The sequence below is a fragment of the Pseudomonas sp. NFACC46-3 genome, assembly GCF_900114515.1.
Taxonomy (GTDB): Bacteria; Pseudomonadota; Gammaproteobacteria; order Pseudomonadales; family Pseudomonadaceae; genus Aquipseudomonas; species Aquipseudomonas fluorescens_Q.
This window is the reverse complement of sequence record NZ_FOTH01000062.1, coordinates 1-15,598: the sequence shown is the minus strand read 5'-3', so window position 1 is coordinate 15,598 and position 15,598 is coordinate 1. Positions and strand designations below refer to the sequence as shown.

12 protein-coding genes, 1 tRNA gene and 1 pseudogene are annotated in these 15,598 nt (G+C 56.2%); all 14 read right to left on the bottom strand.

What is annotated here, in order from left to right:
* Window positions 1-143: GTP-binding protein (locus tag BM300_RS29220; protein WP_256326681.1), on the bottom strand; the 143-nt coding region annotated here is incomplete at its 3' end.
* A gap of 31 nt (window positions 144-174) precedes the next feature.
* The gene (gene fusA, locus BM300_RS29215) at window positions 175-2,280 is read right to left on the bottom strand and encodes an elongation factor G (RefSeq protein WP_063324139.1); all 2,106 of its coding nucleotides are present in this window, start codon (window positions 2,278-2,280) and stop codon (window positions 175-177) included.
* 30 nt (window positions 2,281-2,310) lie between these two features.
* Window positions 2,311-2,781, bottom strand: a complete 471-nt coding sequence (rpsG, locus tag BM300_RS29210; protein WP_003186074.1) for a 30S ribosomal protein S7 — start codon at window positions 2,779-2,781, stop codon at window positions 2,311-2,313.
* A 102-nt stretch (window positions 2,782-2,883) separates the two neighbouring features.
* Entirely contained in the window at window positions 2,884-3,255 is a 372-nt protein-coding gene (rpsL, locus tag BM300_RS29205) for a 30S ribosomal protein S12 (RefSeq protein WP_003186084.1), read from the bottom strand.
* Between the two features lie 216 nt (window positions 3,256-3,471).
* Window positions 3,472-7,671 carry a DNA-directed RNA polymerase subunit beta' gene (gene rpoC, locus BM300_RS29200; RefSeq protein WP_047230482.1) on the bottom strand — a complete coding sequence of 1,400 codons (4,200 nt, stop codon included), beginning with the start codon at window positions 7,669-7,671 and terminating at the stop codon, window positions 3,472-3,474.
* 64 nt (window positions 7,672-7,735) lie between these two features.
* The gene (gene rpoB, locus BM300_RS29195; protein ID WP_013694338.1) at window positions 7,736-11,809 is read right to left on the bottom strand and encodes a DNA-directed RNA polymerase subunit beta; all 4,074 of its coding nucleotides are present in this window, start codon (window positions 11,807-11,809) and stop codon (window positions 7,736-7,738) included.
* 220 nt (window positions 11,810-12,029) lie between these two features.
* Window positions 12,030-12,395, bottom strand: a complete 366-nt coding sequence (gene rplL / locus BM300_RS29190; protein ID WP_007970414.1) for a 50S ribosomal protein L7/L12 — start codon at window positions 12,393-12,395, stop codon at window positions 12,030-12,032.
* A gap of 78 nt (window positions 12,396-12,473) precedes the next feature.
* On the bottom strand, window positions 12,474-12,974 hold the full coding sequence (rplJ, locus tag BM300_RS29185) for a 50S ribosomal protein L10 (RefSeq protein WP_003206099.1): 501 nt from the start codon (window positions 12,972-12,974) through the stop codon (window positions 12,474-12,476).
* A 199-nt stretch (window positions 12,975-13,173) separates the two neighbouring features.
* Window positions 13,174-13,869 carry a 50S ribosomal protein L1 gene (rplA, locus tag BM300_RS29180; protein ID WP_003186095.1) on the bottom strand — a complete coding sequence of 232 codons (696 nt, stop codon included), beginning with the start codon at window positions 13,867-13,869 and terminating at the stop codon, window positions 13,174-13,176.
* Window positions 13,869-14,300, bottom strand: coding sequence for a 50S ribosomal protein L11 (gene rplK / locus BM300_RS29175; protein WP_003176435.1), 432 nt, complete (start codon window positions 14,298-14,300; stop codon window positions 13,869-13,871). Before rplK ends, rplA begins: the two co-directional genes overlap by 1 nt.
* 117 nt (window positions 14,301-14,417) lie before the next feature.
* Window positions 14,418-14,951: a transcription termination/antitermination protein NusG gene (gene nusG / locus BM300_RS29170; protein WP_003186097.1), complete on the bottom strand. Its 534-nt coding sequence runs from the start codon at window positions 14,949-14,951 to the stop codon at window positions 14,418-14,420.
* 9 nt (window positions 14,952-14,960) lie between these two features.
* Window positions 14,961-15,329, bottom strand: a complete 369-nt coding sequence (secE, locus tag BM300_RS29165) for a preprotein translocase subunit SecE (protein WP_003206102.1) — start codon at window positions 15,327-15,329, stop codon at window positions 14,961-14,963.
* Window positions 15,330-15,374: 45 nt separating this feature from the next.
* Window positions 15,375-15,450, bottom strand: a tRNA-Trp gene (locus tag BM300_RS29160).
* Between the two features lie 53 nt (window positions 15,451-15,503).
* A pseudogene (locus BM300_RS29155) lies at window positions 15,504-15,598 on the bottom strand (elongation factor Tu); the annotation flags it as partial.

Genomic DNA, 15,598 nt, shown 5'->3' with positions numbered 1-15,598 from the left:
TCGAAGTCAACCTTGGCCGAACCGAAAACTTCGGAGCAGACACGGGTCAGAGCAGCGGTCAGCGTGGTTTTACCGTGGTCAACGTGACCGATGGTGCCAACGTTGACGTGCGGTTTGTTCCGTTCAAATTTTTCTTTAGCCACGACAATTAACTCCTAGCTTAAAGGGGCTGAATCAGCCTTGCTTTTTGGTAACAGTCTCGACGATATGCGACGGAGCTGTATTGTATTTTTTGAATTCCATAGAGTAGCTTGCGCGACCCTGAGACATGGAACGAACGTCGGTCGCGTAACCGAACATCTCACCCAACGGGACCTCAGCACGAATCACTTTGCCGGAAACCGTATCTTCCATACCCAGAATCATGCCACGACGACGGTTAAGGTCGCCCATGACATCACCCATGTAGTCTTCAGGCGTAACGACTTCCACCGCCATGATCGGCTCAAGCAACTCACCACCACCCTTCTGGGCCAGCTGCTTGGTTGCCATGGAGGCAGCCACCTTAAACGCCATCTCGTTGGAGTCGACGTCATGGTAAGAACCATCGAACACAGTCGCCTTCAGGCCGATCAGCGGATAGCCGGCGACAACGCCGTTCTTCATCTGCTCTTCGATACCCTTCTGGATCGCCGGGATGTATTCCTTAGGAACCACACCACCTACGACTTCGTTCAGGAATTGCAGACCTTCCTGACCTTCGTCAGCCGGTGCAAAACGAATCCAGCAGTGACCGAACTGGCCACGACCGCCGGACTGGCGAACGAACTTGCCTTCGATTTCACAGCTCTTCGTGATGCGCTCACGATAGGAAACCTGAGGCTTACCGATGTTGGCTTCGACGTTGAACTCACGGCGCATCCGGTCAACCAGGATGTCCAGGTGCAACTCGCCCATGCCGGAGATGATCGTTTGACCAGTCTCTTCATCAGTCTTGACGCGGAAAGACGGGTCTTCCTGAGCAAGCTTGCCCAGAGCGATACCCATTTTTTCCTGGTCGTCCTTGGTCTTAGGCTCAACGGCAACCGAAATAACCGGCTCCGGGAAGTCCATGCGAACCAGAATGATTGGCTTGTCAGCGTTGCACAAAGTTTCACCGGTGGTGACGTCCTTCATGCCGATCAAGGCCGCGATGTCGCCAGCGCGCACTTCCTTGATTTCTTCGCGGGCGTTTGCGTGCATCTGCACCATACGACCCACACGCTCTTTCTTGCCTTTTACCGAGTTGATCACGCCGTCGCCGGAGGCCAACACGCCCGAGTAAACTCGAACAAAGGTCAAGGTACCCACGAATGGGTCGGTAGCGATCTTGAACGCCAAAGCCGCGAACGGCTCGTCATCACTTGCGTGACGCTCCATTTCCTCTTCCTCGTTATCCGGGTTGGAACCCTTGATAGCAGGAATGTCGGTTGGAGCAGGCAGGAAGTCGATAACGGCGTCGAGAACCAGGGGAACACCCTTGTTCTTGAAGGAAGAACCGCAAACAGCCAGAACGATCTCACCAGCGATAGTACGCTGACGCAGAGCGGCCTTGATTTCCTCGTTGGTGAGCTCTTCACCTTCGAGGTACTTGTTCATCAGCTCTTCGCTGGCTTCGGCCGCAGCCTCGACCATGTTGCTGCGCCATTGCTCGGCTTCTTCCAACAACTCGGCAGGAATTTCCTTGCGAACAGGGACCATGCCCTTGTCGGAGTCATTCCAGTAAACCGCTTGCATGTTGATCAGGTCGATCTGGCCCTGGAAGTTGTCTTCCGAACCAATAGCCAACTGGATAGGCACCGGAGTGTGACCCAGACGCTGCTTGATCTGAGCGATCACGCGCAGGAAGTTGGCACCAGCACGGTCCATCTTGTTTACGTAAACAAGACGTGGAACGCCGTATTTGTTGGCTTGACGCCATACGGTTTCCGACTGAGGCTCAACACCCGAAGTACCACAGAACACAACGACAGCGCCGTCGAGTACACGCAGGGAACGTTCAACTTCGATGGTGAAGTCTACGTGGCCCGGGGTATCGATAACGTTGAAGCGGTGCTCGTGCGCGTACTGCTTCTCGGAACCTTTCCAGAAGGCGGTGATAGCAGCAGAAGTAATGGTAATACCACGCTCCTGCTCCTGCACCATCCAGTCTGTGGTCGCGGCGCCGTCATGCACCTCGCCCATTTTGTGACTCTTGCCGGTGTAAAAAAGGACGCGCTCGGTGGTGGTGGTTTTACCAGCATCCACGTGAGCAACGATACCGATGTTACGGTAGCGGTTAATCGGTGTAGTACGAGCCATAAAGCCCTCGCAAATTGAGTGACGCTAAAATTAGAAGCGGTAGTGCGAGAAAGCCTTGTTGGCTTCAGCCATACGGTGCACGTCTTCACGCTTCTTAACTGCAGCACCTTTACCTTCAGCAGCGTCCAACAGTTCACCAGCCAAACGCAGAGCCATGGACTTCTCGCCGCGCTTGCGGGCGAAGTCTACCAGCCAGCGCATTGCCAGGGCGTTACGACGGGACGGACGAACTTCGACCGGAACCTGGTAAGTAGCACCGCCTACACGGCGCGACTTCACTTCGACCAGCGGAGCGATGGCGTCGAGAGCTTTCTCGAAGATTTCCAGGGGATCGCTGTTCTTGCGTTCCTTAACTTTGTCCAGTGCGCCATAAACGATACGCTCGGCAACGGCTTTCTTGCCGCTTTCCATTACGTGGTTCATGAACTTGGCGAGAATCTGGCTTCCGTATTTCGGATCGTCCAGAATCTCACGTTTGGCTGCTACGCGACGTCTTGGCATTGATAAGCCCTCAAACGGTCTTCAGGTTAGCCCGGGACAGCGGATGCGTGCCCGACCTTACTCTTATCGACTCAATAAAATTAAAAACTGCTAAACGGCCGATTATTTCGGACGCTTGGTACCGTACTTCGAACGACCTTGGTTACGACCTTTAACGCCGGAAGTATCCAAAGAGCCGCGAACGGTGTGGTAACGAACACCTGGCAAGTCTTTTACACGACCGCCGCGGATCAGGACCACGCTGTGTTCTTGCAGGTTGTGGCCTTCACCGCCGATGTACGAGGAAACCTCGAAACCGTTGGTCAGACGCACACGGCATACTTTACGCAGTGCCGAGTTAGGTTTTTTCGGCGTGGTGGTATACACACGAGTGCATACGCCACGACGTTGCGGGCAGTTCTGCAGCGCAGGCACGTCGGATTTCTCGACGATACGCTTACGCGGCTGACGTACCAGCTGGTTGATAGTTGCCATCTACTAGCTCCACTGTTGTCTTGCGACGCTATTGTCTTACAAGAAAAGCAAAATGGCAGGAACGAATTCCCGCCAAATTTAGGGGATCAAGAGTCTAAAGAGGATCTTGTCCCCAGTCAAGGCAAGGCCCCGACCTCCCCGCCCGCCGGATCTCGACAATTTGTCTCGATCCGCCGAACGGGGCGACCAGGGCCAGGCACTCAATTACCGCAGAACTCAGTTACCACTCGAGTTCAGTGCTTCGGTCAGTGCAGCTTCCACTTCACTGGCGCTTACGCGCAGCGGCTTGTCAGCATCACGGCGACGCTTGCGTTCGCTGTGATAGGCCAAACCGGTACCGGCCGGGATCAGACGACCCACGACCACGTTTTCTTTCAGGCCGCGCAGGTAATCGCGCTTGCCGGTTACCGCCGCTTCGGTCAGTACGCGGGTGGTTTCCTGGAAGGAAGCCGCCGAGATGAACGATTCGGTGGACAACGACGCCTTGGTGATACCCAGCAGCACGCGAGTGAACTTGGAGACAAACTTGTCTTCGGTCGCCAGGCGCTCGTTTTCCACCAGTACGTGAGTCAGTTCCATCTGGTCGCCCTTGATGAAACTCGAGTCGCCGGATTCAGCGATCTCGACCTTACGCAGCATCTGACGCAGGATGGTCTCGATGTGCTTGTCGTTGATCTTCACGCCTTGCAGACGGTAAACGTCCTGGATCTCGTTCACGATGTACTTGGCGAGCGCACTCACACCCAGCAGACGCAGGATGTCGTGTGGATCGCTCGGACCGTCCGAGATAACTTCGCCGCGGTTTACCTGTTCGCCCTCGAAGACGTTCAGGTGACGCCACTTCGGAATCAGCTCTTCGTACGGATCGCTACCGTCGTTCGGTGTAATGACCAGGCGACGCTTGCCCTTGGTCTCTTTACCGAACGCGATGGTGCCGCTGACTTCAGCCAGAATCGAGGCTTCTTTCGGACGACGAGCTTCGAACAAGTCGGCAACACGCGGCAGACCACCGGTGATGTCGCGGGTCTTCGAAGTTTCCTGCGGAATACGAGCGATAACATCACCGATCGCGATCCGCGCACCGTCCGCAACACCGACCAGGGCGTTGGCTGGCAGGAAGTACTGAGCGATTACGTCAGTGCCTGGCAGCAACAGATCCTTGCCGTTGTCGTCGACCATCTTCACAGCAGGACGGATGTCCTTGCCGGCAGCTGGACGATCTTTCGCATCGAGTACTTCAATGTTGGTCATACCGGTCAATTCGTCGGTCTGACGCTTGATCGTGATGCCTTCTTCCATGCCCACGTAGGTCACGGTACCTTTCATTTCGGTAACGATCGGGTGAGTGTGCGGGTCCCACTTGGCCACGATGGCACCAGCGTCGACCTTGTCGCCTTCCTTCACCGAAATCACAGCACCGTACGGCAGCTTGTAGCGCTCGCGCTCGCGACCGAAGTCGTCAGCGATGGCCAGCTCACCGGAACGGGACACAGCAACCAGGTGACCATCCACTCGCTCAACGTGCTTCAGGTTGTGCAGACGGACGGTACCGCCATTCTTCACCTGAACGCTGTCGGCCGCGGAGGTCCGGCTTGCCGCACCACCGATGTGGAACGTACGCATCGTCAGCTGGGTACCCGGCTCACCGATGGACTGGGCAGCGATAACGCCGACCGCTTCACCGATGTTCACCTGGTGACCACGTGCCAGGTCGCGACCGTAGCACTTGGCGCAGATGCCATAGCGCGTTTCGCAGCTGATCGGCGAACGTACGATCACTTCGTCGATGCTGTTGAGTTCGATGAACTCGACCCACTTCTCGTCAACCAGGGTGCCCGCAGGAACGATCACGTCCTCGGTACCCGGCTTGAATACGTCACGGGCGATGACACGACCCAATACGCGCTCACCCAACGGCTCTACAACGTCACCGCCTTCAATGTGCGGAGTCATTACCAGGCCATGTTCGGTGCCGCAATCGATCTCGGTCACGACCAGATCCTGGGCAACGTCTACCAGACGACGAGTCAGGTAACCGGAGTTCGCCGTTTTCAAGGCGGTATCCGCAAGACCCTTACGAGCACCGTGAGTGGAGATGAAGTACTGGAGTACGCTCAGGCCTTCACGGAAGTTCGCGGTAATCGGGGTCTCGATGATGGAGCCGTCCGGCTTGGCCATCAGGCCACGCATACCGGCGAGCTGACGGATCTGCGCAGCAGAACCCCGTGCGCCCGAGTCGGCCATCATGTACATCGAGTTGAAGGATTCCTGGTCGACTTCGTTGCCATGACGGTCGATGACTTTCTCTTTCGAGAGGTTGGCCATCATCGCCTTGGAGACTTCGTCGTTCGCCTTGGACCAGAGGTCGATCACCTTGTTGTACTTCTCGCCCTGGGTTACCAGGCCGGAGGCGTATTGGCTTTCGATCTCTTTCACTTCTTCGGTAGCAGCGCCGATGATGCGGGCTTTTTCATCCGGGATAACGAAGTCGTTAACACCGATGGAAACGCCGGAAATGGTCGAGTAGGCAAAACCGGTGTACATCAACTGGTCAGCGAAGATGACGGTCTCTTTCAGACCAACCACGCGGTAGCACTGGTTGATCAGCTTGGAGATCGCCTTTTTCTTCATCGGCAGGTTGACGACGTCGAAGGACAGACCTTTTGGCACAACCTGGAACAACAGCGCACGGCCGACGGTGGTGTCGACGATACGGGTGTTGGTCACGCTGCCGCCATCACGATCGTTCACGGTTTCGTTGATCCGCACTTTGACCTTGGCATGCAGTGCGGCTTCGCCGGCACGGAACACACGGTCAACTTCCTGCAGATCGGCGAACACACGACCTTCGCCCTTGGCGTTGATCGCTTCACGCGTCATGTAGTACAGACCCAATACAACGTCCTGCGACGGAACGATGATTGGCTCACCGTTGGCTGGCGACAGGATGTTGTTGGTCGACATCATCAACGCACGCGCTTCCAGCTGGGCTTCCAGTGTCAGCGGTACGTGCACGGCCATCTGGTCGCCGTCGAAGTCGGCGTTGTACGCAGCACAGACCAGCGGGTGCAGCTGGATAGCCTTACCTTCGATCAGTACCGGTTCAAACGCCTGGATACCCAGACGGTGAAGGGTCGGTGCACGGTTGAGCAGAACCGGGTGTTCGCGAATCACTTCAGCGAGAACGTCCCAGACCTCTGGCAGCTCGCGCTCGACCATCTTCTTGGCCGCTTTGATGGTGGTCGCAAGACCACGCATTTCCAGCTTGCCGAAAATGAACGGTTTGAACAGCTCCAAGGCCATTTTCTTAGGCAGACCGCACTGGTGCAGACGCAGGGTCGGGCCAACGGTAATTACCGAACGACCGGAGTAGTCAACACGCTTACCGAGCAAGTTCTGACGGAAACGACCCTGCTTACCCTTGATCATGTCAGCCAGGGATTTCAGAGGACGCTTGTTGGAACCGGTGATAGCGCGGCCACGACGACCGTTGTCGAGCAGTGCGTCGACCGCTTCCTGCAACATACGCTTTTCGTTGCGCACGATGATGTCCGGAGCGGACAGATCAAGCAGGCGCTTCAAGCGGTTGTTACGGTTGATCACTCGACGATACAGGTCGTTGAGGTCGGAAGTCGCGAAACGACCGCCATCGAGCGGAACCAGTGGACGCAGGTCTGGCGGCAGAACCGGCAGAACGGTCAGCACCATCCACTCTGGCAGGTTGCCGGAACCCTGGAAGGCTTCCATCAACTTCAGACGCTTGGACAGCTTCTTGATCTTGGTTTCGGAGTTGGTTTGCGGAATTTCTTCGCGCAGACGGCCAATCTCGTGCTCCAGGTCGATAGCGTGCAGCAGTTCGCGGACAGCTTCGGCACCCATGCGGGCATCGAAATCGTCGCCGAACTCTTCCAGTGCTTCGAAGTACTGTTCGTCGTTGAGCAACTGACCTTTTTCAAGGGTGGTCATGCCTGGATCGATAACGACATAGCTCTCGAAGTAGAGAACGCGTTCGATATCACGCAGGGTCATGTCCATCAGCAGGCCGATACGGGACGGCAGCGATTTCAGGAACCAGATGTGGGCAACCGGCGAGGCCAGTTCGATGTGCGCCATGCGCTCACGACGAACTTTTGCCAGCGCGACTTCAACGCCGCACTTCTCGCAGATCACACCACGGTGCTTCAAGCGCTTGTACTTACCGCACAGGCACTCGTAATCCTTGACCGGGCCAAAGATCTTGGCGCAGAACAGGCCGTCACGTTCGGGTTTGAACGTACGGTAGTTGATGGTTTCCGGCTTTTTAACTTCACCGAACGACCACGAACGGATCATCTCAGGCGATGCCAATCCAATACGGATGGCGTCGAACTCTTCGACTTGACCCTGGTTTTTCAGCAAATTCAGTAGGTCTTTCAAGGCCTTTCCTCCTGGCGGAGCAGAGAGCGGGCAAGACAGCCCCGCTCTCGATTCGCGTCACGTGTTATTCGGTTTCCAGATCGATATCGATGCCGAGGGAACGAATTTCCTTGATCAACACGTTGAAAGACTCGGGCATGCCCGGCTCCATACGGTGATCGCCGTCCACGATGTTTTTGTACATCTTGGTCCGGCCGTTCACATCGTCCGACTTCACTGTGAGCATTTCTTGCAGAGTGTATGCAGCACCGTACGCTTCCAGTGCCCAGACCTCCATCTCCCCGAAACGCTGACCACCGAACTGCGCCTTACCACCCAGCGGCTGCTGGGTAACCAGGCTGTAAGAACCGGTAGAACGAGCGTGCATCTTGTCGTCTACCAAGTGGTTCAGCTTCAGCATGTACATGTAGCCAACGGTAACCGGGCGCTCGAACTTGTTGCCGGTACGGCCGTCGAACAGCTGCATCTGGCCGCTTTCTGGCAGGTCAGCCAGTTTCAGCATGGCCTTGATTTCGCTTTCCTTGGCACCGTCGAACACCGGAGTAGCCATTGGAACGCCGCCGCGCAGGTTCTTCGCCAGATCCAGGATTTCCTGGTCGGAGAAGGTGTCCAGCTCTTCGTTGCGACCGCCGATCTCGTTGTAGATCTCGTGCAGGAACTTACGCAGGTCAGCGACCTTGCGCTGCTCTTCGATCATACGGTTGATCTTCTCGCCCAAGCCCTTGGCCGCGAGGCCCAGGTGGGTTTCAAGGATCTGACCAACGTTCATACGCGAAGGTACGCCCAACGGGTTGAGGACCACATCGACCGGGGTGCCATTGGCATCGTGCGGCATGTCTTCAACCGGCATGATCACGGAGACCACACCTTTGTTACCGTGACGACCGGCCATCTTGTCGCCCGGCTGGATGCGACGACGGATTGCCAGGTAAACCTTGACGATTTTCAGCACGCCTGGAGCCAGGTCATCGCCCTGCTGCAGTTTGCGCTTCTTGTCTTCGAACTTGTCGTCCAGCAGACGGCGGCGATCAACGATATAGGCCTGGGCCTTCTCGAGCTGCTCGTTCAGAGCATCTTCAGCCATGCGCAGTTTGAACCACTGGCCATGCTCAAGACCGTCGAGAACTTCGTCGGTGATTTCCTGACCTTTCTTCAGGCCGGCGCCGCCTTCGGCTTTGTGGCCGACCAGAGCGGAGCGCAGACGCTCGAAAGTTGCGCCTTCGACGATACGGAACTCTTCGTTCAGGTCCTTGCGGATCTCGTCGAGTTGAGTCTTCTCGATCGACAGTGCACGAGCATCACGCTCAACGCCGTCGCGAGTGAAGACTTGTACGTCGATGACCGTACCCTTGGTGCCAGTAGGCACACGCAGGGAGGTGTCTTTAACGTCGCTGGCTTTTTCACCGAAGATGGCACGCAGCAGTTTTTCTTCCGGGGTCAGCTGGGTCTCGCCTTTCGGAGTGACCTTGCCCACCAGGATGTCGCCTGCGCCTACTTCAGCACCCACATAAACGATACCGGCTTCGTCCAGCTTGTTCAGTGCAGCTTCACCCACGTTCGGGATGTCCGCAGTGATTTCCTCTGGGCCAAGCTTGGTGTCACGGGCCACACAGGTCAGTTCCTGGATGTGGATCGTGGTGAAGCGGTCTTCCTGAACCACACGCTCGGACAGGCAGATGGAGTCTTCGAAGTTGAAGCCGTTCCATGCCATGAACGCGATGCGCATGTTCTGACCCAACGCCAGTTCACCCATATCGGTGGACGGACCGTCGGCCATGATGTCGCTGCGCTGAACCCGATCACCCTTGCTCACCAGCGGACGCTGGTTGATGCAGGTGTTCTGGTTGGAGCGGGTGTATTTGGTCAGGTTGTAGATGTCGACACCGGCTTCGCCAGTTTCAACTTCGTCATCGGCAACACGAACCACGATACGGCTGGCGTCGACGGAGTCGATTACGCCACCACGACGAGCCACGACGCAAACGCCGGAGTCACGGGCAACGTTACGCTCCATACCGGTACCTACCAGCGGCTTGTCGGCACGCAGGGTTGGTACAGCTTGACGCTGCATGTTCGAACCCATCAACGCACGGTTGGCGTCGTCGTGCTCGAGGAACGGGATCAACGACGCTGCAACCGAAACTACTTGCTTCGGCGATACGTCCATCAAGGTGACGTCTTCCGGCGCCTTGACGGTGAACTCGTTCAAGTGACGAACAGCTACCAGCTCGTCGACCAAGACCTTCTTGTCGTTCATCGTGGCCGAAGCCTGAGCGATCACGTGATCAGCTTCTTCGATGGCGGACAGGAACACGATCTCGTCCGTAACCAGGGCGTCTTTCACCACACGGTACGGGCTCTCGAGGAAGCCATACTGGTTGGTGCGCGCATAGGCAGCCAGGGAGTTGATCAGACCGATGTTCGGACCTTCCGGCGTTTCGATCGGGCATACACGACCGTAGTGCGTCGGGTGTACGTCACGAACTTCGAAGCCGGCACGCTCACGGGTCAGACCGCCCGGGCCGAGTGCGGAGACACGACGCTTGTGGGTGATCTCGGACAGCGGGTTGTTCTGGTCCATGAACTGGGACAGCTGGCTCGAACCGAAGAACTCCTTCACCGCCGCAGCCACAGGCTTGGCGTTGATCAGGTCTTGCGGCATCAGGCCTTCGCTTTCAGCCATCGACAGACGTTCCTTGACCGCACGCTCTACGCGCACCAGGCCAACACGGAACTGGTTCTCGGCCATTTCGCCTACGCAGCGAACACGACGGTTACCCAGGTGGTCGATGTCATCGACGATGCCCTTGCCGTTACGGATATCGACCAGGGTCTTGAGGACAGCAACGATGTCGTCCTTGTTCAGTACACCCGAACCTTCGATTTCGGTACGACCGATACGACGGTTGAACTTCATCCGGCCGACCGCAGACAGGTCATAGCGCTCAGGGCTGAAGAACAGGTTGTTGAACAGGGTCTCGGCGGCATCCTTGGTTGGTGGCTCGCCAGGACGCATCATGCGATAGATTTCGACCAGGGCTTCCAGCTGGTTGCCGGTGGAGTCGATCTTCAGCGTGTCGGAGATGAACGGACCGCAGTCGATGTCGTTGGTGTACAGCGTCTCGATGCGAACGACCTGGGCCTTGGCGATTTTTGCCAGGATCTCGGTGTTCAGCTCGGTGTTGCACTCTGCCAGGATTTCGCCGGTGGCCGGATGCACGATGACCTTGGCCGTGGTGCGCCCCAGGACGTAGTCCAGAGGTACCTGCAGCTCTTTGATCCCGGCTTTTTCCAACTGGTTGATGTGGCGAGCGGTGATACGACGACCCTGCTCGACAATAACCTTGCCTTTGTCATCCTGGATATCGAGGACAGCGATTTCACCGCGCAGGCGCTGAGGCACCAGTTCCAGGCTGAGGTTTTCACCTTGCACATGGAAAACGTTGGTGGTGTAGAACGCGTCCAGCACTTCTTCGGTGGTATAGCCGAGCGCGCGCAGCAGTACCGATGCAGGCAGCTTGCGACGACGGTCGATACGCACGAATACGCAGTCTTTCGGGTCGAACTCGAAGTCCAACCACGAACCGCGGTAAGGAATGATGCGCGCGGAGTAAAGCAGTTTGCCGGAGCTGTGCGTCTTGCCACGGTCGTGGTCGAAGAACACGCCCGGAGAACGGTGCAGCTGGGAAACGATTACACGCTCGGTACCGTTGATTACGAAGGTACCGTTCTCAGTCATCAGGGGGATTTCACCCATGTAGACTTCTTGCTCTTTGATGTCCTTGATCGCTTTGTTCGACGATTCTTTGTCGAAAATGATCAGGCGCACTTTTACCCGCAAAGGTACGGCGTAAGTAACACCGCGCAATACGCATTCTTTGACATCAAATGCCGGTTCGCCCAGGCGATAACCGACGTACTCCAGCGCAGCATTGCCGGAGTAGCTGATGATCGGGAAAACGGATTTGAAGGCCGCATGCAGGCCCACGTCGCGGAACTGATCTTTAGTCGCTCCCGCTTGCAAGAATTCACGATACGAATCCAGCTGGATGGCCAGGAGGTACGGCACATCCATGACGTCCGGCAACTTGCTAAAGTCCTTGCGGATACGTTTTTTCTCAGTATATGAGTAAGCCATCAGCGTTCCCCAGCTTGGTCACCTGCTTGTTTGGCCCCTCCCGACGGGAGCAGCCAGAAAATCGTGCAAACCCCATGGTTTGCGCCACCACATAGGGTGGTTACAGCTCGCTATCGGCACCGACCCAGTCGGCTGCCAATAACGGAAAAAGGCCGGTGGCAAGAGCCACCAGCCATCAGCCTGTCGCTTAACGCTCGGGCTGGAGACGCAAAGTCGATGCTTACTTCAGCTCGACTTTAGCGCCTGCTTCTTCCAGAGCGGCCTTGGCTTTGTCAGCTGCGTCTTTGGCAACAGCTTCCAGAACCATGGCAGGAGCGCCGTCAACTACAGCCTTGGCTTCTTTCAGGCCCAGACCGGTCAGTTCACGTACTGCCTTGATCACGTTTACTTTCTTCTCGCCAGCTTCGGTCAGCATGACGTTGAATTCGGTTTGCTCTTCAGCAACGGCAGCAGCAACAGCTGGACCAGCGGAAGCAGCAGCAGCGGTAACACCGAATTTTTCTTCGAAAGCTTTGATCAGCTCAACAACTTCCATTACGGACATGTTGCCAACGGCTTCGAGGATATCGTTTTGAGAGATAGACATGACTCTAAATTCCTGGATTGGGGGACGGCCTACGCGACCATCGAAATAAACAAAAAACGCGAAAAGGAGTGTCGAGCCTTAGGCTGCGGCAGCTTCTTTCTGGTCGCGCAGTGCCGCCAGAGTACGAGCCAACTTGCTGGTTGCGCCTTGAATCACGCTCATCAGCTGAGAAATTGCTTCGTCACGGGTCGGCAGAGTTGCCAGTACGTCGATCTGGTTAGCTGCGAGGAACTTGCCCTCGAACGCAGCTGCCTTAATCTCGAACTTGTCCTGACCTTTGGCGAATTCCTTGAACAAACGGGCAGCAGCGCCAGGATGTTGGGTGGAGAACGCGATCAAGGTCGGGCCGGTGAACACGTCGTTGAGGACACTGTATTCAGTGTCAGCAACAGCGCGCTTGAGCAGGGTGTTACGTACAACACGTACATAAACGCCAGCTTCACGAGCCTCTTTACGGAGTCCGGTCATAGCGCCTACTGTTACGCCACGGGCATCAGCCACGACAGCGGACAGAGCAGCTTTGGCAGCCTCGTTGACTTCAGCGACGATGGCCTTCTTGTCTTCGAGTTTAATTGCCACGGGTTTAACTCCTGCTTGTTACCGTTTCATCCGGTCGAAACCGAATGTCGTTTTGGTGTCTGATTCGGTAAGGAACCGGGAGCACCATCTGCGTAGGCTTGTGGTTTAAGACTTGCGTCGCCTACGGTCTTGGACAGCCCCCGCCAGGCAGGGACCCCAATTTTTTTGATTGGCGCAATTACTTGCGCCAATCCGAGTCTTACGCGTCGAGCGAGCTCTGATCGATAACCAGACCTGGGCCCATAGTGGTGCTCAGGGTAACGCGCTTGACGTAGATACCTTTCGAAGAAGCTGGCTTGATACGCTTCAGATCAGCGATCAGGGCTTCAACGTTTTCCTTCAGCTTGACGGCATCGAAGCCGATCTTGCCAACGGAAGTGTGGATGATGCCGTTTTTGTCGGTGCGATAACGAACCTGACCAGCCTTGGCGTTTTTAACCGCAGTGGCTACGTCTGGCGTTACGGTGCCGACTTTAGGGTTAGGCATCAGACCACGTGGACCGAGGATCTGACCCAACTGACCTACAACGCGCATGGCATCCGGGGATGCGATCACTACGTCATAGTTCAGGTCGCCGCCCTTCATTTCAGCAGCCAGATCGTCCATGCCTACGCGATCAGCACCAGCAGCCAGAGCAGCTTCAGCTGCTGGGCCCTGGGTGAAGACAGCTACACGAACGGTCTTGCCAGTGCCGTGTGGCAGCACGGTAGCGCTACGAACGACCTGGTCGGATTTACGTGGGTCAACGCCCAGGTTCACAGCAACGTCGAACGACTCGCTGAACTTGACAGTCGACAGCTCAGCCAGCAGAGCGGCGGCGTCTACAAAGTTGTAGGCCTTGCCTGCTTCGATTTTGCCGGCGATAGCCTTTTGACGCTTGGTCAGCTTAGCCATTACACACCCTCCACGTTAAGGCCCATGCTACGAGCAGAACCGGCGATAGTACGCACGGCTGCATCCATATCAGCTGCAGTCAGATCCGCGTTTTTGGTTTTCGCGATTTCTTCCAGCTGAGCACGGGTAACGGTGCCAACCTTAACGGTGTTTGGACGAGCGGAACCGCTGGTCAAACCTGCAGCCTTCTTCAGCAGAACCGAAGCTGGGGTGCTTTTTGTTTCGAAAGTGAAGCTACGGTCGCTGTAGACAGTGATGATCACTGGAGTCGGCAGACCTGGCTCAAGACCCTGAGTACGGGCGTTGAAGGCCTTGCAGAATTCCATGATGTTCACGCCGTGCTGACCCAGGGCAGGACCAACAGGTGGGCTTGGGTTAGCCTGAGCGGCCTTCACTTGCAGCTTGATGTAAGCGGTAATTTTCTTGGCCATGAGGCACTCCAATTACGGGTTCGAACGCCTCGAAAGGCTCCCCGGTTACTTGCGCGTTTATCCCAGTGACGACAAAACCCCACAGCCTTGGGCTGCGGGGTTGGGATGCCTGTTCAATCAGACCTTTTCGACCTGGCTGAACTCTAGCTCTACCGGAGTAGAGCGACCGAAAATGAGCACTGCCACTTGGATCCGGCTCTTTTCGTAGTTAACTTCTTCAACCGTGCCGTTAAAATCAGCGAATGGACCGTCGGTGACGCGTACAACCTCACCCGGCTCAAACAGTGTCTTCGGCTTCGGCTTGTCGCTACCATCAGCGACGCGACGCAGAATCGCTTCTGCCTCTTTATCCGTGATCGGCGCAGGCTTGTCGGCGGTACCGCCAATAAAGCCCATCACCCGAGGGGTATCCTTGACCAAGTGCCAAGTCCCTTCGTTCATATCCATCTGCACCAGCACGTAGCCCGGAAAGAACTTACGTTCACTTTTGCGCTTCTGGCCATTACGCATCTCAACCACTTCTTCAGTGGGGACCAGAATCTCGCCGAAGCCATCTTCCATGCCAGCCAGCTTTACGCGCTCTACCAGCGAGCGCATGACATGCTTCTCGTAACCCGAGTAAGCATGCACAACGTACCAACGCTTAGCCACGGGACACCCTTAGCCAACAATCAAGGAAACAAGCCAGCCGAGCAGGGAATCGAGCCCCCACAACAGCAACGCCATTACCAGAACAACAGCCACAACGATCAACGTGGTCTGCGTGGTTTCTTGGCGAGTCGGCCATACGACTTTACGAATCTCGGTGCGAGCTTCCTTAGCGAGTACAAAGAAAGACTTGCCCTTGGCTGTCTGCAGGCCTACAAAGGCAGCAACAGCAGCAATGGCGAGCAATGCAAGTACGCGGTACAGGATCGGCGAAGCAGAATAATACTGATTGCCAACAACGCCAATAACCACCAAAGCGACTACCACTAGCCACTTGAGCAGATCGAAGCGAGAGCCTTGAGCTTCAGCTTTAGGAGTCATCTATGAAGATCCTGTGAAAAGAAAGCCAGACACACCGAGTGAATCTGGCAGGTCAGGAGGGAATCGAACCCCCAACCTACGGTTTTGGAGACCGTCGCTCTGCCAATTGAGCTACTGACCTAAAACAAAATCAGGCCGACCATTATGCCGGCCCGAAAAAGACATTACAACTGTTTACTCGATGACTTTGGCTACGACGCCAGCGCCGACGGTACGACCGCCTTCACGGATAGCGAAACGCAGACCGTCTTCCATCGCGATGGTCTTGA

Coding starts and splice junctions, on each gene's coding strand:
- rpsG (WP_003186074.1), bottom strand. CDS start 2,781: ATGCCAAGACGTCGCGTAGCAGCCAAACGTGAGATTCTGGACGATCCG.
- secE (WP_003206102.1), bottom strand. CDS start 15,329: ATGACTCCTAAAGCTGAAGCTCAAGGCTCTCGCTTCGATCTGCTCAAG.
- fusA (WP_063324139.1), bottom strand. CDS start 2,280: ATGGCTCGTACTACACCGATTAACCGCTACCGTAACATCGGTATCGTT.
- rplK (WP_003176435.1), bottom strand. CDS start 14,300: ATGGCCAAGAAAATTACCGCTTACATCAAGCTGCAAGTGAAGGCCGCT.
- rplA (WP_003186095.1), bottom strand. CDS start 13,869: ATGGCTAAGCTGACCAAGCGTCAAAAGGCTATCGCCGGCAAAATCGAA.
- rpoB (WP_013694338.1), bottom strand. CDS start 11,809: ATGGCTTACTCATATACTGAGAAAAAACGTATCCGCAAGGACTTTAGC.
- rplL (WP_007970414.1), bottom strand. CDS start 12,395: ATGTCTATCTCTCAAAACGATATCCTCGAAGCCGTTGGCAACATGTCC.
- rpsL (WP_003186084.1), bottom strand. CDS start 3,255: ATGGCAACTATCAACCAGCTGGTACGTCAGCCGCGTAAGCGTATCGTC.